Source organism: Aquimarina amphilecti (assembly GCF_900109375.1).
In the GTDB taxonomy this organism is placed as follows: Bacteria; Bacteroidota; Bacteroidia; order Flavobacteriales; family Flavobacteriaceae; genus Aquimarina; species Aquimarina amphilecti.
In genome coordinates this window covers 76,198-96,407 of the sequence record NZ_FOAB01000007.1, presented here as the reverse complement: position 1 = coordinate 96,407, position 20,210 = coordinate 76,198, and the positions used below count along the sequence as shown (strand labels likewise).

Annotated in this window: 18 protein-coding genes and 1 tRNA gene; 11 read left to right on the top strand and 8 right to left on the bottom strand. The window is 32.0% G+C overall.

What is annotated here, in order from left to right:
- Window positions 1-240: 240 nt before the first annotated feature.
- From BMY33_RS18040 to BMY33_RS18030, 3 genes are all read right to left on the bottom strand, one after another.
- Window positions 241-314 (bottom strand) — tRNA-Arg (locus BMY33_RS18040).
- A 50-nt stretch (window positions 315-364) separates the two neighbouring features.
- The gene (locus BMY33_RS18035; RefSeq protein ID WP_091411153.1) at window positions 365-586 is read right to left on the bottom strand and encodes a putative signal transducing protein; all 222 of its coding nucleotides are present in this window, start codon (window positions 584-586) and stop codon (window positions 365-367) included.
- Between the two features lie 59 nt (window positions 587-645).
- Window positions 646-1,986 carry an SPFH domain-containing protein gene (locus BMY33_RS18030; protein ID WP_091411151.1) on the bottom strand — a complete coding sequence of 447 codons (1,341 nt, stop codon included), beginning with the start codon at window positions 1,984-1,986 and terminating at the stop codon, window positions 646-648.
- 374 nt (window positions 1,987-2,360) lie between these two features.
- Here BMY33_RS18030 and BMY33_RS18025 point away from each other — a divergent pair, with 374 nt between their 5' ends.
- Entirely contained in the window at window positions 2,361-2,873 is a 513-nt protein-coding gene (locus tag BMY33_RS18025) for an adenine phosphoribosyltransferase (RefSeq protein WP_091411149.1), read from the top strand.
- Between the two features lie 58 nt (window positions 2,874-2,931).
- Here BMY33_RS18025 and BMY33_RS18020 read toward each other — a convergent pair whose 3' ends face one another.
- The 3 genes from BMY33_RS18020 to BMY33_RS18005 all read right to left on the bottom strand — a co-directional run bounded on the left by BMY33_RS18020 (window position 2,932) and on the right by BMY33_RS18005 (window position 6,478).
- The gene (locus BMY33_RS18020; RefSeq protein ID WP_091411147.1) at window positions 2,932-3,753 is read right to left on the bottom strand and encodes a hypothetical protein; all 822 of its coding nucleotides are present in this window, start codon (window positions 3,751-3,753) and stop codon (window positions 2,932-2,934) included.
- A 339-nt stretch (window positions 3,754-4,092) separates the two neighbouring features.
- Window positions 4,093-6,117, bottom strand: a complete 2,025-nt coding sequence (locus tag BMY33_RS18010; protein WP_091411143.1) for a M56 family metallopeptidase — start codon at window positions 6,115-6,117, stop codon at window positions 4,093-4,095.
- 4 nt (window positions 6,118-6,121) lie between these two features.
- Window positions 6,122-6,478 (bottom strand): BlaI/MecI/CopY family transcriptional regulator, encoded by a 357-nt coding sequence (locus tag BMY33_RS18005; protein ID WP_091411142.1) that lies wholly within the window; start codon window positions 6,476-6,478, stop codon window positions 6,122-6,124.
- Window positions 6,479-6,661: 183 nt separating this feature from the next.
- Here BMY33_RS18005 and BMY33_RS18000 point away from each other — a divergent pair, with 183 nt between their 5' ends.
- Window positions 6,662-7,615, top strand: coding sequence for a calcium/sodium antiporter (locus tag BMY33_RS18000; protein WP_091411140.1), 954 nt, complete (start codon window positions 6,662-6,664; stop codon window positions 7,613-7,615).
- A gap of 267 nt (window positions 7,616-7,882) precedes the next feature.
- On the opposite strand, the gene BMY33_RS17995 is transcribed toward BMY33_RS18000, so the two are convergent.
- Window positions 7,883-8,905: a glutamine synthetase beta-grasp domain-containing protein gene (locus BMY33_RS17995; RefSeq protein ID WP_091411139.1), complete on the bottom strand. Its 1,023-nt coding sequence runs from the start codon at window positions 8,903-8,905 to the stop codon at window positions 7,883-7,885.
- Window positions 8,906-9,126: 221 nt separating this feature from the next.
- On the opposite strand from BMY33_RS17995, the gene BMY33_RS17990 reads away from it, so the two are divergent.
- From BMY33_RS17990 to BMY33_RS17950, 9 genes are all read left to right on the top strand, one after another.
- A complete protein-coding gene (locus tag BMY33_RS17990) occupies window positions 9,127-11,313 on the top strand; it encodes a glutamine synthetase III family protein (protein ID WP_091411137.1) in 2,187 nt (728 codons plus the stop codon).
- Window positions 11,314-11,646: 333 nt separating this feature from the next.
- Window positions 11,647-12,837, top strand: coding sequence for a hypothetical protein (locus BMY33_RS17985; RefSeq protein ID WP_091411135.1), 1,191 nt, complete (start codon window positions 11,647-11,649; stop codon window positions 12,835-12,837).
- Between the two features lie 83 nt (window positions 12,838-12,920).
- Entirely contained in the window at window positions 12,921-13,436 is a 516-nt protein-coding gene (locus BMY33_RS17980) for a hypothetical protein (protein WP_091411134.1), read from the top strand.
- 21 nt (window positions 13,437-13,457) lie between these two features.
- Entirely contained in the window at window positions 13,458-14,180 is a 723-nt protein-coding gene (locus BMY33_RS17975; RefSeq protein ID WP_091411132.1) for a CsgE family curli-type amyloid fiber assembly protein, read from the top strand.
- A gap of 16 nt (window positions 14,181-14,196) precedes the next feature.
- The gene (locus BMY33_RS17970; protein ID WP_091411130.1) at window positions 14,197-14,604 is read left to right on the top strand and encodes a curli production assembly/transport component CsgF; all 408 of its coding nucleotides are present in this window, start codon (window positions 14,197-14,199) and stop codon (window positions 14,602-14,604) included.
- Window positions 14,605-14,610: 6 nt separating this feature from the next.
- Window positions 14,611-16,086 (top strand): CsgG/HfaB family protein, encoded by a 1,476-nt coding sequence (locus BMY33_RS17965; protein WP_091411128.1) that lies wholly within the window; start codon window positions 14,611-14,613, stop codon window positions 16,084-16,086.
- Window positions 16,087-16,099: 13 nt separating this feature from the next.
- Window positions 16,100-17,590: a carboxypeptidase regulatory-like domain-containing protein gene (locus BMY33_RS17960; RefSeq protein ID WP_091411127.1), complete on the top strand. Its 1,491-nt coding sequence runs from the start codon at window positions 16,100-16,102 to the stop codon at window positions 17,588-17,590.
- A gap of 134 nt (window positions 17,591-17,724) precedes the next feature.
- Complete coding sequence (locus BMY33_RS17955; protein ID WP_091411125.1) at window positions 17,725-18,906, top strand: AIR synthase related protein; 1,182 nt, start codon at window positions 17,725-17,727, stop codon at window positions 18,904-18,906.
- Window positions 18,907-18,914: 8 nt separating this feature from the next.
- Window positions 18,915-19,559, top strand: coding sequence for a class I SAM-dependent methyltransferase (locus BMY33_RS17950; RefSeq protein WP_170837119.1), 645 nt, complete (start codon window positions 18,915-18,917; stop codon window positions 19,557-19,559).
- A gap of 6 nt (window positions 19,560-19,565) precedes the next feature.
- Here BMY33_RS17950 and BMY33_RS17945 read toward each other — a convergent pair whose 3' ends face one another.
- A complete protein-coding gene (locus BMY33_RS17945) occupies window positions 19,566-20,054 on the bottom strand; it encodes a peptide-methionine (S)-S-oxide reductase (RefSeq protein ID WP_091411123.1) in 489 nt (162 codons plus the stop codon).
- Between the last annotated feature and the right edge of the window lie 156 nt (window positions 20,055-20,210).

Sequence of the window (20,210 nt, the reverse complement as noted above, 5' to 3'; positions counted from 1 at the left end):
AAATAATTTAACTGTCATATGTCTTCTGTAGGTATGGAACATAATTTATGAACAGCCTTTAGTAGTTTTTATTTAAAAAACTAATTCAGTATCTTTTAATAATGTGTATTTGTATTTTTTAACGAATCTGAAAGAAAGTGAAAATTTTGCAACTTAATATTCGTTCTAATAATTTTCAGAAGACACTTATTCTATAAAATAAAAAAACCACATCTTTTGGATGTGGTTTTTTAGTTTTTGTGACCTCGGCAGGATTCAAACCTGCAACCTCTTGAGCCGTAATCAAGTGCACTATTCAGTTATGCTACGAGGCCTTTTTTGCGGGTGCAAATATATGGGTATTTCGGAAAATATAAAACTATTTCTAAATTTCTTTTTCAAAATTTTTAATAACCTCATTAGCTTTTTTCCTATTGTCATCTGAAATGAATAGTTCAGTTGAACCTTCAATAACACCAAAACCTGCTAACCTTCCAGATTCTTTGTAATCTTTTATTATAGAAGGGATATTCATTTCATTTAATAAAAATGACAACCTGTTTACCATAATCGAAGTGCCTGTGTATATTTTTATATGCTCTTTCATATGTTATATGTTTTAAATATTAGCGGAATGAAAAAGTTTCATTCCGCATTTTTTTAATATTACTCTTTTGATGTTTTTTGTGACATCATCTTTTTAGCTAAATCTGCTCCTATCAAAGATTGTAATAAGTTTCCATCAGTTCCTGATTTATTTCCATCTTGGATATAAATTTCAGGGAGTTTCAAGTCCTTAAGCTGTTTAGCAACATTAACAGAGGTTTTAAACTCCCATTCTGCTCGTTCCTGTGGCGTAAGTCCGGCAGTTACTAGTTTTGCATTTTCGTATGATTGTGCATCTGCCATTGTTTTTTGGGTTTTGGCTTTAAACTGAGCAACTTCATAATTTTTACGCTCTTCAATAAGATTAAACTCCGCTACTTTAGCCTTTGTTTCAGCTTCAATAGTTTTTTGAATTTGTTCTTTTTCTAATCTAGCTCTTTCAGCAGCTTTTTCGGCTTCACCTCTTGCTGTTTCTTTTTGAGCACGATAGAATTCACGTTCTGCTTGCTGTTTCTCTAGTTGAGTCTGAGCAACTTCTTCCTTTTGTAACTGAAGGCGTTTGTCAAATTCCGGTTCCCAGTCGATTTCGGTAACTACGGCTTGTACCACAGTTAAACCATATCCTTTTAATGAATTTCCTTTTTCTCTTACAGGTTCTCCATTACGGTGTTTTATTCTAAAGCGTTTTTGTTTAGATTCCTTATTAACAATAGTTCGTACTGTGGCACTATCTCCAATAGTTTCTCTGTTTTCATTAGCAATAAACTCCTCGAGAACATACATTCCATTTTCTAATTGATCTTTAAAATACCTATCAAAATCCGAAGCTTGTCCAGATATATAATCTTGAGCATCCATAAGCTTACAGGTGTTCTTGATAGATTGATCAATATTGGGTATAATTCTAGATCGAATTAAATTTCTTTCTGTTTTGTTACGATCAGCAACCGATAAAAATTGATTTTGGTCTGCTGTATTTATACTGATAACAACAGAAGTAGCAATTCTAGCTTTTACTGCATCGCTAAATGCCCAATACTTAGCTTTGTCTACATTAGCATATTTACTTTGCTCACCCAATTCATTCTTTTTATTGGGTATTACATATTTAATTGGTAATTCGAATTGAATAGGGATCAATCGTCCCCACATTTTAGTGTGAATCCCCTGGTGAACAACTGCTTTTTGACTTCCCCAAGGGTATTGAACTGCATAAGCAGTACCTGGTTCAGCATAAAAGAACATTCCCGAAATTACGCTCATGACTAATCCTATTATAATCATCGAGAGATTTCTTTTTCGAGTAAACTTATGTAGTGTTTTTGATTCTTTAAAAAAAGGTTTAATTATGAAAATGGTGATTCCAATAAACACCATGGTAATTCCTAGATATGTTAGCATATTAATTTTGTTTTAAAATTTATTAATCTCTTATTTAATAATTAAAGAATGCTTAGGATTACATGATTTCTATGGTTTTTATAATGGTTATAGTTAGTTTGTTTTAGTATTTATTTAAAATATGGATCAAAGAATGATTAGAAAAATGTTTTAATAAAAATCCGTGAAATTGAATATAAATTGTAAGTTTATAGATGTGGGTGGTTTTAGATTGTAGTTTAATACTCTTAAAATTGGTTTTAAATTATAATTAAAAATCAATTTTATGTTGTTAATTGTAATAATTGAAGACTGTTTTTTTGAACACTTTTATTTCTCTAGTCGTTTTTCATTATTTTTTGCACTCTTTTTTCTAATTTCATTATTTTGCGTTCATGAATTTAGAAGAATTAATTAGAGATGTTCCTGATTTTCCGAAGGCTGGTATTGTTTTTAAAGATATAACACCACTTTTGGCGAACTCAGAAGCTTTAGTGTATTGTGCGGATCGGTTAGCACAACTATGTCCGATAGATGTAAAAATTGATAAAGTTATTGGTATAGAAGCGAGAGGCTTTATTCTTGGGGGTATGATTGCGCAGCGATTAGGTGCGGGTTTTATTCCTGTTCGTAAGAAAGGTAAATTGCCTTCTGCTGTAATCTCTAAAAGCTATGGGTTAGAGTATGGAGAAGATGTTTTAGAAATTCATAAAGATGCTATTAAGCCAGGAGATACTGTTTTAATTCATGATGATGTTTTGGCAACTGGAGGAACAGCAAATGCTGCGTGTGAATTAGTAGAGAAATTAGGAGGGAATATAGTGCAATGTAATTTTATAATGGAATTAGGCTTTTTAAACGGTAAGAAAAAGCTGAATTATAAAGTAGCTTCCTTGTTGGGGTACTAATAAATAAAAACAGCTTTCATTGTATTGTGAAAGCTGTTTTCTGAATTGATTTATAATGTCATTTTTTAGAAGTTGCGATAATAGCACCGTCTTTTGCTTTATCACCATATAAACTGATTGCAGTGGTAGCTTTTAAGAAATCTACCTCTTCTAATTGATCTGCTTTGGCTAATTTATCTAATGTTTTAAAGTCAGCTTCTTTTCCGTCAATAATTATTAGCTTTTCGATATCTGGATCATCTACAAAACTGAATTTTTTAGACTTGCTAAAATGTGAAGGAAATTGTTGGCTATTAAAAATTAAATTACCGTTCTCGTCTTCTTTAAACTCAAAAGAGTTCATGATTTGATTTTTTAAACTACCGATGTCAAAATGTTTACCATTAAAAAATATAGAATCACTTTCTTTGTCAAAATCAAAGTTAAATCTGAAGTTATGATTTTTTAAAATACTATCTAGGTCAAAGTTTTGTTTGTTGAAACCTATCTGATTTCTCCAAGAAGAAATGTCAAACATACCAGAGTTTGTGATGTAAAGATTTCCATTTTTGTAGCCGAGTTCTACATCAGATATTGGCTCAGAAGATGAGGAGGCATATTTGCTTTTGGCATTTCCTTTTTTGAGAATAATGTTTAAACTAGTAATTTCATTTTGACTATTAAACTCTATTCTCTCAACAATTAATTCAATACCATTTTCGGAGAAAAACATTTTGAGGTCTTCTAACTCTTGTTCCGTAGTATTCTTATTGATTGTTGCTATAATTTCATTGAACTCAGTTGATACACGTTGAGGTATTTTTATAGTCGTTTGAGAGGTGAATGCTGTTAACGAGAGTATACCTAGTATACCCATTCCTAAAATGATACATTTTTTCATACTAAATATTATTTTGTTTTTCGATTTTTAATTGAAATGAATTCAATATAAATACGAAAAATCAAAATGGATGTTGCAGAATACTATTCTTTATGTTTTAGGTCTGTAATTTGAGCTTAATCAGTATTATAAAGCTCTTTTGGTGATGTACAGTTTCCATCCAAAGATGAGTAATTGTATTTTAGAAGCATTGCTAAGATCCAGTCGTTGTTTTGTGAAACTAGGAAGCAGTAGTTTGTTTAGTTTCGCTAAAAAGATAAAAAGCTGTTTTTTCATGTATCTAAAATAAAAAAACTCACTTAATTTTAAGTGAGTTTTGATGTAATTATAATATTGGCATTATTTTTTTAATGTAATTTCTATGACACCATTTTCTCCTTTAGAACCATATTTTGTTATAGCTTTTAAGGATTTATAGACATTTACAGATGCAATTTGATCTGGATTAAATTCTTGGAGTTTGTCATAATCGGATTCTTTTCCATTAATAAAAATTAAAGGCTTTATTTCGTTATTGTTAGATGATCCGATTTGGATATCCTTTTTGTCTATTCTAATGTCAAAACCAGTTTCTTTTTTTACGTTCTTTTTTGTTGTAATATGAATGACACCGTCTTTTGCCTTTTTTCCATATTTCCTAATACCAGCTTTTCCTTTAGATACATCTATAGTTTGTATCTCATCAGATTTTAGCTTTTTCACCTCTTTTTTGCTAGCTTCTTTTCCGTCAATTATGAATAAAGGATCGTTATCAGAATCGTTATCAAAATCAAAAAGTGTTTTCTGATTATCAGAATGCGAAATGATAAGGCCATCGCTATTATCGTCTCCTCTAAGTATTATTTTGTTCTTACTACTTTTCTTTTTATTGTGTTTTTTGTCACCTTCTACCATAAAAATACTTTCTTGATCATCGTCAGAATTAATTTCTATAATATGTTTATCGCTATGCTTACTTCCTTTATTTTTACTAATCCAAATGTTATTATTAGATTGTCCAATGTTTATTTTGTCCTCTTTACTATCATAGGATAAAACAAAAGGTTTAATTGGAGAATCATTTGATAATGAAAAATTGGTATTACTCTTTTTAGAAGATATATCAATGTTGATACTAGTAATATCGCTATTATTATCACGTTTGATATCACTAAAAGTTACTTTTACATCATATTCGTTTTTTAAAATACGCTTTATCTTTTCGAGCTCTTTTTTTGTGGATTTTTTATTGATAATAAATTCAATTGTATTTTTTTTACTTTTCGGATATATTTCCTTTTTTGTGTCCGTTTTGTTCTTTGAGACATTCTCTTGTTTAGGAAACTTTGTTGGCAGAGTTGTTTTTTCTTCTTTAGCTCTATTATTATTGATAGGATATTCCTTCTTAGTTAAGTTTTCTTCCTTTGCAGGAAATTTCTCTTCCACCAGGGTGTCATCATTTTCATTAGGTGCTTTCTCTTCTATTGTAGTTGTAACTTGATCAGAAGCTTCCGTTTGGATGTATTGATTTTCTGTTTTAGTGTTAAAGCTCCATAAAAATAAACATAGCAGCGGTAAGATGATTGTTGCTTTCCATAGATTTTGATTTTTTGATTCTTTTTTGTTTAGCATAACAATTCGTTTTTTGATTAATGATTGATAAAAATTATTAGTGATAGATGAATAATTATTTGATGATACTTTGACCAGTGTTAATTGATACTCCTTTTTTGAGGGAATATCTCGAACGGCTTCTTGGTCAGCGATAAATTCTAAATTTTGTTGTAAACTTTTTTTATACATCCAGGAAAATGGATTGACCCACTGAAATATTACAAAAATATTAGTGATCAGTATATCTAATGTGTGATATTGTTTGGCATGAATTTTTTCATGTTTTATGATCATTTCTAATTCTTTTGATCCGTGTAATGCAGGATTGAATATGATGTATTTAAAGAAGGAAAAAGGAGCAATATCTTCTTTAGTTTTTAAGAAAGAAAAACCATTATTTCGTTTGTTAGGACTTTTTTTTAATATCCTTCGTAAGGATATGAGTTGAAAAATGAATCTTATTAATAAAATAGAGGTGATAATAATGTATGTATTAAATAGTATGAGCCTCCAATCTATCGGTGTTGTCTGATTTTCTGAAGCATCAGCAGTCGATGAGTTAACTTCTATTATTTGAAAATTAGGTTGTTCAATAAATTCTATCGTTGTGAACTCTAAGAGTGGAAGTAATAGAGCACTTATGATTCCTGTAAGTAAGAAGTGTCTATTGACTGTGAAGAATGTATCCTTTCTTAAAAGAAAAAAATAAACAATGTAGAATAAGGATAATACAATACTGGATTTAACTAGGTAGATTAAAAAAGCTTCCATAGGTTTATTTTTTTTGTTCGATTACATTTAAAATCTCTCTTAATTCTTCTGCAGTAATTTTCTCTTCTTTAGCAAAAAATGAAACCATGTTCTTGTATGAATCATTAAAGTATTGACTCATCGCCTTGCTAACAAAATTATTTCGGTACATTTCTTTTGTAATGATAGGGAAGTATTGATGAGTTTTTCCGTATGCTTTATGATCAATATATCCTTTTTCTTCAAGATTTCTTATGATAGTAGATACTGTATTATAATGAACGGTATTGTTTAATTCTGCCTGAACCTCTTTAGCAAAAGCTTTTTCTAATTTCCATAAAACTTGCATGATCTCCTCTTCCTTATTAGTAAGTTTTTCCATTTGATTTTTTTAGGTGAGTTCAAATATATAACTACATAATTAGTTTTACAACTATTTTTATAGTTATTTAACTATTTTAGTAGTTTTCGTTTGGTTTTCGGGAAAGATTGTCACTAAAAAATGATTGTAATATTCATTACATATGGTATACTTATTTTATATTCGCAAACAAATTAACAGCATATGATTCAGAGTATACTTTTTGTAATTATAGGATTTGTACTTCTTGTAGTTGGAGGAGAATATTTAGTGCGTTCTTCGGTAGCATTATCTTTTAGGTTAAAGCTTTCGAAAATGGTGATAGGGCTTACGGTGGTTTCTTTTGCTACTTCTGCGCCAGAGTTGTTAGTAAGTTTACAAGCTGCCTTAGGAGGTTCTGCTGACCTTTCTTTGAGTAATGTGATTGGATCAAATGTTGCTAACATTGGGTTGGTTTTAGGTATTACAGCTTTAATTGGTCCTTTGGCTATAGATAAAGATTTTTATAAGTTTAATTGGCCAGTAATGATGCTGTTGTCTTTAGTGCTATATTTTTTCTTAGATAACGATGGAGTTCTTACTAGAATTGAAGGAGGGGTGTTATTGGGGTCTCTATTTGTATACATGTTTTTGTTGATAAGAAGAGCGAGAAAACATGCAGATAAAACTACAGAGGATGTTGATGATTCATTAGAAAAGATATCTAATTTTAAAATGATTCTTTGGTTACTTATAGGAGGTGTGGCTTTGTATTTTGGTTCAGAGTTGCTAGTAGAAGGGGCTAAAGATATAGCTACTGAAATGGGAGTTAGCGAGGCTGTAATTGGACTTACCATGGTTGCTATCGGTACTAGTGTGCCTGAGTTGGCTGCTTCGGTAATTGCCGCGTTGAAGCAAGAAAAGGCAATTTCTCTAGGGAATCTTATTGGTTCTAATATTTTTAATATAGCATCAGTTTTAGGTGTTACTTCTTTGATTCAGCCTATTGCTGTAACGGATACTCGTTTGATGAATATAGATATATTTTGGATGTTAGGGTTCGCAATGATTCTATTGCCTTTAGCTTTTATTCCTAAAAAGATGGTTTTAGGTCGACCAAAAGGGTTTTTAATTTTTACTTGTTATTGCGTTTTTATCGCCTTGGTATTTTTAAAATAGCAGGATTTTCTTTGTCTGTTTATTCTTTAAAGAAGAACCTACAAGCTTGTTTTTGAGATAACATTTTTATCGTTTCTACAGATTCTATATTGGGAGATTGTAAATGCTATTTTACGCTTTCTATATGATATTTTTTTTTTTGATTTAATAATAATCGATACTAGGTAACTATTTTTTATTCAACATAAAAAAACAGCCTTCAGAATATTCTGAAGGCTGTTATTGCGTTTAACAAACTTTTAGTTAGTTACACTTGCATCAAATCAATTATGCTGTAACTGCTGAAATATCAGCTGTTTTAACTGTTTTAACGATTCTAGCAGCGATTTTATAAGGATCACCATTAGATGCAGGACGACGATCTTCTAACCATCCTTTCCATCCATTCTCTACAGTGATAATAGGAATTCTTATTGAAGCTCCTCTATCCGATATTCCATAAGAAAATTCATTAATAGATTGAGTTTCGTGTTCTCCTGTTAATCTTTGGTCATTAAATTCACCATAAACAGCGATGTGCTCCTTAGTTACTGGTCTAAATGCTTCACAAATAGTTTCATAAACTTCTTTAGAACCACAAGTTCTTAATACTTCGTTAGAGAAATTAGCGTGCATACCAGAACCATTCCAGTCACCTTTTACTGGTTTTGGGTGATATTCAATATAGTATCCATATTTTTCTGTAAGTCTATCTAGTAGGTATCTAGCTACCCATATTTCGTCTCCAGCTTTCTTAGCTCCTTTAGAGAATAATTGAAATTCCCATTGTCCACTTGCAACTTCTTGATTGATACCTTCGAAATTGAGACCAGCATCAATACATAAATCAGCGTGTTCTTCTACGAAATCTCTACCATGTGTATTTCTACCTCCAACAGAACAGTAGTACATACCTTGTGGTCCAGGATAACCTCCTACAGGGAAACCTAGAGGTAATTGAGTGTTTTTGTCCATAATAAAGTATTCTTGTTCGAAACCAAACCAGAAATCACCATCATCATCAATCGTAGCTCTTGCATTAGATTCATGTGGAGTTCCGTCAGCGTTAAGAACCTCAGTCATTACTATGTATCCATTTCTTCTTGTTGGATCTGGATATATAGCAACAGGTTTTAACAAACAATCAGAAGATCCTCCTTCTGCTTGCTTTGTAGAACTACCGTCAAAAGACCATACTGGACAATCTTCAAGCTTTCCACTAAAATCATCTTCAACTTTTGTTTTACTTCTTAGATTAGCAGTTGGCTTATAACCATCTAACCAAATGTATTCTAATTTAGCTTTACTCATAATTAACACTTTATAAATTGAACTCTTAAAGGTTTCAAAATTAGTTTTAATTTGTGATAACCGAAAAAAAATAGGGGGTCAATTGTAGTTTTTTTATTAATTTTTATCAACACCCTACTTTTTTATGGGGTATTTTGGTTTTATTTTAATTTTTAAAGAGCATTTTTTTAATATTAACAATGAAAACTTGTTTTATATTTGTAAAAAAAACTTATTTGATTATGTCAACACTTAGATTCCAAGCATTAAAAGAGGCGTTAAATCGTAGTTCTGTGGTAATTACAGAAACAGAACGTAGATCTACGTTGTTTGGTGAGAATGTATTTAACCAGTCAACGATGCTTCAGTATTTAACTAAGGATGCTTATAGTAGTGTCATGGATGCGATTGATCATGGAACTAAGATTGATAGAAGAATTGCTGATCAGATTGCATCCGCAATGAAAGATTGGTCACTGTCAAAAGGTGTAACTCATTATACACATTGGTTTCAGCCTCTTACAGGAGCTACAGCAGAAAAACATGATGCGTTTTTTGAAACTATAGGTAATGGTTTGGGTATAGAGAAATTCGGAGGAGGACAACTTGTACAACAAGAACCAGATGCTTCTTCTTTTCCCCATGGAGGTATTCGTAATACATTCGAAGCAAGAGGATATACCGCTTGGGATCCTACCTCACCTGCGTTTATTTATGGAACTACTCTATGTATACCGACAGTATTTGTTGCGTATACAGGAGAAGCCTTAGATTATAAAACTCCATTATTAAGAGCATTACAGGCAGTAGATACAGCTGCGACTGCAATTGCTAAGTACTTTGATAAAAATGTAAAAAAAGTGAACGCTTCACTAGGATGGGAACAAGAATATTTTTTAATAGATAGAGCGTTAGTAGAGTCCCGTCCAGATCTTGTAATGACAGGTAGAACCCTTTTAGGTCATTCTTCGGCTAAAGGTCAACAGTTAGATGATCATTATTTTGGAAGCATTCCTAATAGAGCCTTGGCTTTTATGAGAGATTTAGAAGTGGAATGTATGTTGTTGGGTATTCCTGTAAAAACTAGACATAATGAAGTAGCCCCTAATCAATTTGAACTTGCTCCAATTTATGAAGAAACGAATCTAGCTGTAGATCATAATTCTTTATTAATGGATATTATGGAAAAAGTAGCTTCGAGGCATAATCTAAAGGTTTTGTTGCACGAAAAACCTTTTGCTGGAGTGAATGGGTCTGGTAAACATAATAATTGGTCGTTAAGTACCAATACGGGTGTTAACTTGTTGGGGCCTGGTAAAACACCAATGAGTAATCTTCAATTTTTAACATTTTTCATAAATACAATTAAGGCTATTAATGAGCATGAAGAATTGATGAGAGCTGGGATTGCTTCTGCGAGTAATGATCATAGATTAGGAGCTAATGAAGCACCACCTGCTATTATGTCTGTGTTTATTGGAGAACAACTTACATCCGTACTTAAAGAACTGGAAGGAGTCACAGATGGTAAGTTATCTCCTAAGGAAAAAACTGATTTAAAACTTAATGTAGTTGGTAAAATTCCTGAAATCTTATTGGATAATACAGATCGTAATAGAACATCACCTTTTGCATTTACTGGAAATAAGTTTGAATTTAGAGCAGTAGGATCAAAAGCAAATTGTGCTAATCCAATGACTATATTGAATACTATTGTGGCGAAACAACTTGTGGAATTTAAAAAAGAGGTTGATGTGTTAATCGATAAGAAAAGTCTGAAAAAGGATGAAGCTATCTTTAATGTACTGAGAGAATATATTAAACAATCTAAAAGCATCCTTTTTGAAGGTAATGGATATGGTGAAGCATGGGAGAAAGAAGCAAAGAAAAGAGGGCTTAGTAATAATAAAACAACTCCTGAAGCATTAAAAGCTAAGGTTTCTAAAAAAACATTAAATCTATTTGAAGAAATGGGAGTAATGAATAAAATAGAAGCAGAAGCTCGGTATGAAATAGAAATAGAAGAGTATGTAATGCGTATTCAGATTGAAGGCCGAGTATTAGGAGATATAGCAAGAAATCATGTTATACCTACTGCTATTAAATATCAAAATATGTTAATCAGCAATGTTTCTGGATTAAAGAATCTATATGATAAAGATTTTAAGAAATATGCAAAAGAACAAATGGAGATTATAGAAGAGATTTCTAAACATATTGGAGAGATAAATACGAAGGTTAATGAAATGACGGAAGAACGCAGAAAAGCCAATAAGTTGGATGATGTAGAAAAGAAAGCTTTGGATTATTGTAAGAAAGTAAAACCTCTCTTTGATCAGATTCGATATAGTTGTGATCAATTAGAGTTATTGGTAGATGATGAATTGTGGCCTTTAACTAAGTACAGAGAGCTTCTTTTTACAAGATAGGTAAGAATTTACTGACCATTTATTTTTTTTGTTTTATTCTTAACAAAAAATTAATATCTGTTAAACCCTTGACAAAATCATATAAAACTCTGGTTTTTATGGCTTTTCCGTAATGCATTTTGTCGAATTCTTACAGAATATGTAAAAATACCCTTAAGGTTTTCATAAATTTGCTTTGTACTGCAATAGCGCATAAATTTTATTTGCAGAACAACTCCCCCAGATTTTTTATAAAGAATGAGCGTTAGGCATTAATAAATGTCTACCACTCAATCGTACGCCCCAAAATGTTTTAAGAATTGTATTATTAATCAAATTTAATATATTTTACGTATGAAAAAAGTAATTTTTAGTCTAGCAACTTTATTAAGCGCGTCAGTGATGGTTGCACAGTCAAATGCTAGTAGCGTCGATCAATCGGGTGATATGAATGCTGCAAACATTACACAAGTAGGTTTAGCAAATACTAATACTACTACTCAATTAGGAGCAGGTAACAATGCAGAGGCTATTCAGGGTAGTGATGCATTCGCTTCTAGAAACGGAATAGTTACTCAAATGCAAACAGGAGATAAGAATAGCGCATTCGCTCAGCATGAAGAGGATAGAAATGAAGTTTATCAAGTACAAATAGGAAACGGAAATACTGCTTCTGCTACTCAAAATTTATTGAATTTTGGAGGAGATAACCTTTCTGAGCAACTTCAAGAAGGTAATGGTAATAATGCTACTATCTCTCAAGAAGGAGCTGGTTTCTTTGGAAACGGATCATTAAATTATGCTGGTCAAGGTCAGTTTGGTGATGCAAATACAGCAACTACTTCTCAAGGTGGTGAGGAAAACTTTAGTTTAATCATTCAGGATGGTTCTTTTAATACAGCTTCTATGGCGCAAGTAGGAGATGCTAATACTGCTGATCAGAGACAAGTTGGTGAAGCTAACTTAGCAAGTGGAGAGCAGTGGGGAACAAATAATAACTTAATCCAATCACAAACTGGAGGAGGTAACGTAGCTACTTCATTACAAGGTAGTAGTTTATTTGACTCTAGAGGAGGTCTTGTTGATCAATTACAGTCTGGAGATGAGAATGAAGCATTTGCTCAACATGAAGAAGATAACAATGTTATTATTCAAACTCAATTAGGTGATGGAAACTCTGTTTCTGCAACTCAAAACTTAGCATTTTTTGGTGGTGATAACATTGCAAGTCAGTTCCAATCAGGTAACGGAAATGTTGCTACTGCTTCTCAAGAAGGTGACTTTGGTATTTTCGGAGAAGGAAACTTAGTACTTCAAGGACAAATAGGAGATGAAAACATTGCAGAATCTTTACAAAATGGAGCTAGTAATATCAGTGATATTTTCCAATTAGGAGATTCTAACTTTGCACAGGATACTCAGTTTGGAACAGGTAACACTACTTTTGTAACTCAAACAGGTGAATCTCATAGTAGTATTATTCTTCAAAGTGGAACAGGTAACGCTGCTGTTGTAACACAGAGTGGTTCTGGAGGAGAGCTTTAAGAAATATTTTTAATATATTTGAGAGAGTTACACTGACCTATAGTTAGTGTAACTCTTTTACTACTTTTAAAACCCTTTTACTAATGAAAAAATACTTCACATTTTTTATCGTAGCGTTTGGTCTATTTCTTAGTGGGAATTCCTATGCTCAGAACAACGAGAGCCGAGATGAATCATTGGTAGGGAGTCAAGATAGATTCATTACGTTGAATCAAATACAAAATAATACCAACGCGCAACTTGCAAGAGAGAGTATGGTAAATAACAGCGCAGTATTTATCCAGCAAGTAGGTACTAATAATCAAGTGTTTTCTAATATAACAGCGGAGAGATCTGATATTCGCCTAAACCAGAATGGAGAACAAAATCTAATTGATATAAATGAAACTTCTCGAGAAATCGAAAAATTAATAACTCAGAACGGTAATAATAATTCAGTTATCGATTTTTCATTTAATCGTGATATTTCAACAAATCTCGAAATTCTTCAAGAAGGAGATAACCTCTCATTCGAACGATTTGGTAGCAACGAGCTATCTAAAAATTTAAAGTTTAAAATGACAGGTAATGCTCGTACAATTATTGTTAGGAGTTTTTAAACGACATTTTTATTACTTTTTATGAATTTTAAACTGGTCATACTGTTTCTTTTAGTATTTCAATTTTCTAATGGTCAGTATACCAATATAGAAGTTGTTGCTAAGATTAAAACAGAAAGAATAGATGATATTATTTCTGTTAGTGCCGAAGCAACAAACGCTACAGAGGTTTATAAAAGTTTAAAATATACATTTTCAGTTTTTAGAACAAACAGCAAAAATAATGTAACTAAAAACAATCAAGAAGGTAGGTTTACTTTAGAAGCCAATGAGCAAAAAAGCCTGGCAACTGCATCAATAGGTGTTGATGAAGAAGATAAAATTGTGATACTCTTGTTAGTTTATGAAGAGGAAACAATTGTGGGTAAAGATCGAATTGCTTTTAATGAAGAAACGAAAGAAAAAGAAAAAGAAGAAGAATATGTAGAAGATGATGGTATCGAATTAAAAGGTATTGTTATTGAAGAAACAAAAACAAAACCAGGAAAGGACTTTTATGAGTTTTTTTATAATTCTTATACACTAAATAGAATTAATGGTTCTAAGATAGTCGGTGTTTATGAAAAACTCAGTTTTGGTAGAAGTACTATTATTCAGGTTAAGATAGAAGATAGAGTCATTCATGAATTCCTAGGAAAACCTGATATAGAATATTTAGAACAAATGTCTAAAATTTCTATACGCCGGGTTTACAAATATTTTAAAGATCTTAAAAAACAAAAAAGAGATATTTTTCAGTATTAATTACTTATTAAAATATATGAAGTCAATCATAGTAACTACTTTACTTGTTTTCTCAGCTTTTCATTTTAGCTACGGACAAGATTTAGTGTATAGGCCAAAAAACCCTGCTTTTGGAGGTGATACTTTCAATTATCAATGGCTATTAAGTTCTGCAGAAGCTCAGAATACATTTACAGACGAAAACGATCCAAATGCTGATGATAGATCAGAGTTAGAAAGATTTACAGAAAGTCTAAATAACCAATTATTAAGTCAGATATCCAGAACTTTGTTTAATGAACAGTTTGGACAAGAAGGGCTGACTGAAGGTACTTTTAGTTTCGGAACATTGTTTATCGAAATTTTCCCATCTGGAGAGGGATTGGTAATAAACATTTTGGACACTAGCACCGGAGATCAATCTCAAGTAATAATTCCTAATTAATTTTTAATGCATCATAAGTTTTATCAAGTAATTCTAGTAATTTCTTGTACAATATTGTTATCTGGATGTGGTACTTATTTTAATCAGCCTATTACAATAGAACAGGCAAGGATTGGTGAGGATACAAAATTGACCCAGACTTTAAGGGATTTTCCTAGACCTATAGAGCCCGTAGTTGTTGGTGTCTATAAATTTAGAGATCAAACTGGTCAATATAAACCAACAGAGGCAGGAAGTACATTTAGTACTGCTGTTACTCAAGGAGCGACTACTATTTTGGTTAAAGCTCTAGAAGATTCCAAATGGTTTGTTCCTATAGAAAGAGAAAATCTAAGTAATTTATTGAATGAACGGAATATTATTCGTTCTACTAGAAAAGAATATAGAAAGAATAAAAATTCTAAAGAACCTCAATTACCACCTTTATTGTATGCTGGTATTATTTTAGAGGGAGGAATTGTCTCTTATGACTCTAATATTATTACTGGAGGATTAGGAGCAAGATATTTTGGGATAGGCGGTTCTACTCAATATAGGCAAGATAGAATCACAGTGTATTTAAGAGCTGTTTCTACGTCTAGTGGTAAAATTTTAAAAACTGTATATGTTTCTAAAACAATATTATCACAGGCGTTGGATGCGAGTTTTTTTAGATATGTTAAATTTAGTAGATTGTTAGAAGCAGAAACAGGTTTTACTAAAAATGAACCTGGACAAATAGCAGTTTCTGAAGCAATAGAAAAAGCAGTCGAAGCTCTTATAATAGAAGGGATAGAAGATAAGTTGTGGAGTTCTAAAGCGGAACCAGAGGAAATAAATGAGTTAGTAGCTGATTATAATAACGAGAAAAATGAAGCACAAAATACAGGGCTCTATGAACGATATTTTAAAGAAAGAAGGGGAGAGAAGTCCGTATTTGCGAATGGTGGAATGGCGTTAATAAGTGGTGACTATAATAATGCTGATTTGTCTTATTCTATTGGAGTAGGAGGGAAATGGTATTTTAATCCATATCTAAATGTGAATGCAAGTCTTAGTAAGTTTGAATTGAGAAATGAAGGATCATTTTCAGAAGGCTTTAATGCTATAGATGTAAATGCTGAATTAACTTTATTGCCTTTTGAGAAACTGACACCTTATTTCTTTGGGGGAATGGGGACTGTAAGTAGTGATGATTTTGATAGAACATTTTTTAAGTTCCAGTATGGTGGAGGTATTGAGTATTTAGTTTCTGATCATATAGGGGTTTCGGTAAACGCTACTCATAATCTTGTTTTGGGTGATAAGTTAGATAATGTAACACAAGGAAAAAGGGATGATCAATATTTTAATTTTTCTTTAGGTTTAAGCTGGTATTTCAAAAGCCCATTGAAAATGGATAAAGAGCTCCGTAAGCAAAAAAGAAAAGAAGATAAAGAGCTTAGAAAACTAAAAAATAGAAATAGAAAAGTAATTGAAAACGGTGAAGTTCCTAAAGGATAAAACCCTGATGAAAATGAAAAAACACATAATAAAAATAATAATCATATTTATAGTATTTGCTATCACATCATGTAGTGAAGATACTATAGATTTAGAAGGTTTAGGGGCTGTTAAAGGAAGAGTAGTGGCTGTGGGAACAAATGAACCTTTAGAAAATGTGAAGATATCTACAAATCCTTCTTCTAGTACCGTTTTTACGGATGCTAATGGAGAGTATCTTATTGAGAATGTTCCTTCAGGAGATTATTCTCTTGCCGCTCAGAGGGATGGATTATTAGCACAATTTGAAGCAATATCTATAATTGCGGATAGGGAATTGGAAATAGTTTTTGAGATGGATATAGAGACAGCAGGTAATAGACCACCAGATGCTGCAATCCTAGATTCTCCGACAGATAATTCTGTAGATCAACCATTAGAAGTTGTATTGGTTTGGACTGGATCTGATCCTGACGATGACACTCTTACTTATACAATTACGTTAAGAAATGATGAGAATTCTGAAGTAGAAGTGTTTGAGAATATTACAGATACAACATACACTCTTACTGACCTTTCGTATAAGGTAAAGTATTTTTGGCAAGTAAGTAGTAATGATGAAATTAATGATCCTGTAAACAGTAGTAGTTTTGCTTTTGAGACTATGAATCCGCCAAATAATAGAATCATATACGCTAGAACAATTGGGGATAATGGAGTGATTTATTCTGCTGATGAACAAGGAAGTACTGAGATTCAATTGACTTCAGAAACTAAAAATAGTTTTAGGCCAAGACGTCACGTAGGAACAGGTAAAATTGCTTTTTTACAATCTGTTGGTTCGCAGACTCATTTGTTTACAATGAATGAGGATGGTTCTCAAATGATGCAAGTTACTTCTCAGGTTTCTGTTGCTGGATTTAATCTAGGTGAGATTGACTTTTCTTGGACTGAAAATGGAGCTAAATTGTTGTTTCCTAATCAAGATAAACTGTATAGTATTAATGTTGATGGAAGTGGTTTGGTTCTCGTTTACCAGACAGTTAATGGAGATCTTATTTCGGAAGTAGATACGAATGATGATAATAATGTAATTGTTCTTAAGACAAATAACCTCGATGGTTATGAGGTAGAAATTTTTACTATAAATACATCGGGTGCGGTGCTTGAGACCATTCTAACTGGAGTTTCTGGAGCGGCAGGAAGTATTAATCTTTCTGTTGATGGAACTAAGCTTTTGTATAATCGAGATGTTTCTGGATTTGAAAGTAGTGATTATAGACAGCTAGATTCGCATATGTTTATTTATGACTTTAGTGATAATTCTAGTTTAGATATTTCTATAGAAAAGCCAGCAGGAACTAATGATTTAGATGGGAGGTTTTCTCCTAATGAAGCTTCTGTGATTTTTGTGAATACTTCTAATGACGGGATATCACAAAAAAACATACAAACAATGTCAATCGTAGAGATTGCTAATAGAGCAGATTTAATTACGAATGCTTCTATGGCAGATTGGGAATAAAAAATTAAAGAATAGTGGGATTCATCCCAAATTCAAGAATATTATACTTGAATTTGGGATTTTTTATATTCAATTTAGCGATTGAATTAAATTCAATTATCTTTGCGGTTTACTATCCGTATAATACTGTAATAATGAGTCAAGAAGTAAGTAAACGCTACGCTCAGCGTGGAGTTTCAGCATCTAAAGAAGATGTCCATAGTGCTATCAAGAATATAGATAAAGGTCTTTTTCCAAAGGCATTTTGCAAAATAGTTCCAGATTATCTTACAGGTGATCAAGATTATTGTTTGATAATGCATGCGGATGGGGCTGGTACTAAGTCTTCTCTTGCCTATATGTATTGGAAGGAAACGGGAGATGTTTCTGTTTGGAAAGGCATAGCTCAAGATGCTTTAATAATGAATATAGATGATTTATTATGTGTTGGAGCTACTGATAATATTATGTTGTCATCTACCATAGGAAGAAATAAGAATTTGATCCCTGGAGAAGTGATTTCTGCAATTATTAATGGAACAGAAGAACTGCTAGAAGAGTTGAAGAGCTTTGGAGTTACTATTCATTCTACAGGAGGAGAAACAGCAGATGTAGGAGATTTGGTGCGAACGATTATAGTTGATTCTACAGTAACTGCGCGTGTAAAGCGTAATGATGTTATTGATAATGCGAATATAAAAGAAGGAGATGTGATAGTAGGTTTGGCTTCTTTTGGTCAAGCTACTTATGAAAAAGAGTATAATGGCGGTATGGGAAGTAATGGTCTTACTTCTGCACGTCACGATGTATTTCATAAAGTTTTAGCAGAGAAATATCCTGAAAGTTTTGATGCAGCAGTGCCTTCGGAACTAGTGTATTCTGGAAAAACAAACCTTACCGATGAGGTTAGCAATTCACCAATTGATGCAGGTAAACTGGTGTTATCACCGACAAGAACATATGCTCCGATTATAAAAAGAATTTTATCTAAGTTTGATAGTTCGACAATTCATGGAATGGTTCATTGCAGTGGAGGAGCTCAAACTAAAATTTTACATTTCGTAGATAAATTACATATTATTAAAGATAATCTATTTGATGTGCCTCCTTTGTTTCAATTGATTCAAGAAAATTCAGGTACTGATTGGAAAGAAATGTATCAGGTTTTTAACATGGGACATCGAATGGAATTGTATGTTTCTGCTGAGATTGCAGATGAAATTATTTCAATTTCTAAAAGCTTTAATGTAGATGCAAAAATAGTCGGTCGCGTTGAGAGTTCAGATGAAAAGAAACTGACAATCAATAGCGAATTCGGAACATATACTTACAACTAAATAATACTATGGATTACGATAACAAGCCTACTGGTTACTATGATAATGTACGACATGAAATGATCAAGTATCTGCCTTTGGATGCTAAAAAAGTGATGGATGTTGGTTGTGGTAATGGTGCTTTTGCGAATGTTGTTAAGGAGAAAACTGGAGCAGAAGTTTGGGGGATTGAATTAATGCCTGATGAAGCTGTAATTGCAGAGAAAACACTACATAAAGTTTTTGCAGGACCTTGTGAAAATTATTTGGATGAATTACCAAATGATTATTTCGATGTTATTTTTTTTAATGATGTTTTAGAGCATCTTACGGATCCATATACAGTATTGCAAACGATAAAATCAAAGCTTTCTAAAGGAGGCGTTGTGATAAGCTCTATTCCTAATGTGAGGTATCATAATACTTTTATGAAAGTATTATTTAAGAAAGAGTGGCGGTATGAAAGTTATGGAGTAATGGATAAAACGCATTATCGTTTTTTTACAGGAAAAAGCATTCGTAGGATGTATGAAGAAGAAGGGTATACTGTTGTAATGCATGAAGGAATTAATAAAAGCCGTTCAATAAAACCGATTTTATATAATATCCCTGTATTGTTTATGCACTTAGATATTCGTTTCCCTCAATATGCAACGGTAGCCACAGTAAGGTAAAAGTAGTTATAAATGCATTTTGTCAGAATACCTTTCTCTAAGTAACACTAGTTTTGGGTCTATGTATTTTTTACAGAATGGTTTTTTAGGATTATTCTGGTAATAATTAATAAGCTCTTTTCTGGAGGGTTTGAATATGTTGAACTCCATGATTTTTGTAATTAATTCGTTGTTGAAATCTTTACTCAATTCAGTAATAATAGTTTCGATGGTAGATCTTTGATTGTCGTTAAAATAATAAATAGCACTTCTGTATTTTTCTCTGAAACTATGATTAATGGTGCTTTTATGAGTTAGTAAATGAATGGTAATTAAATCTTTTGTAGTTATTATCTTTGGGTTGTAGGATACAATAACAGCTTCAGAAAAAGAACTGTTTTTTTCAATGCTTGAAATATAGCCTTGTTCTACATAAATGACTCCTTTTAATGATTGAAAAACGGCCTCTGTACACCAATGACATCCTCCACCTAATCCTATTTTGAAATTACTCATTATATTTAAAAGTCGTAATTAAATTTGAATCCTTAATTGAATTTTATAAAATTATACTACCAGTAATGGTGTTTAAGTTCTTTGACTTGACGTTAATTCCAATATATTATTATTAAGAATATATTTTTTAAGAGCCTAGAAATTTGTTTCCAGACT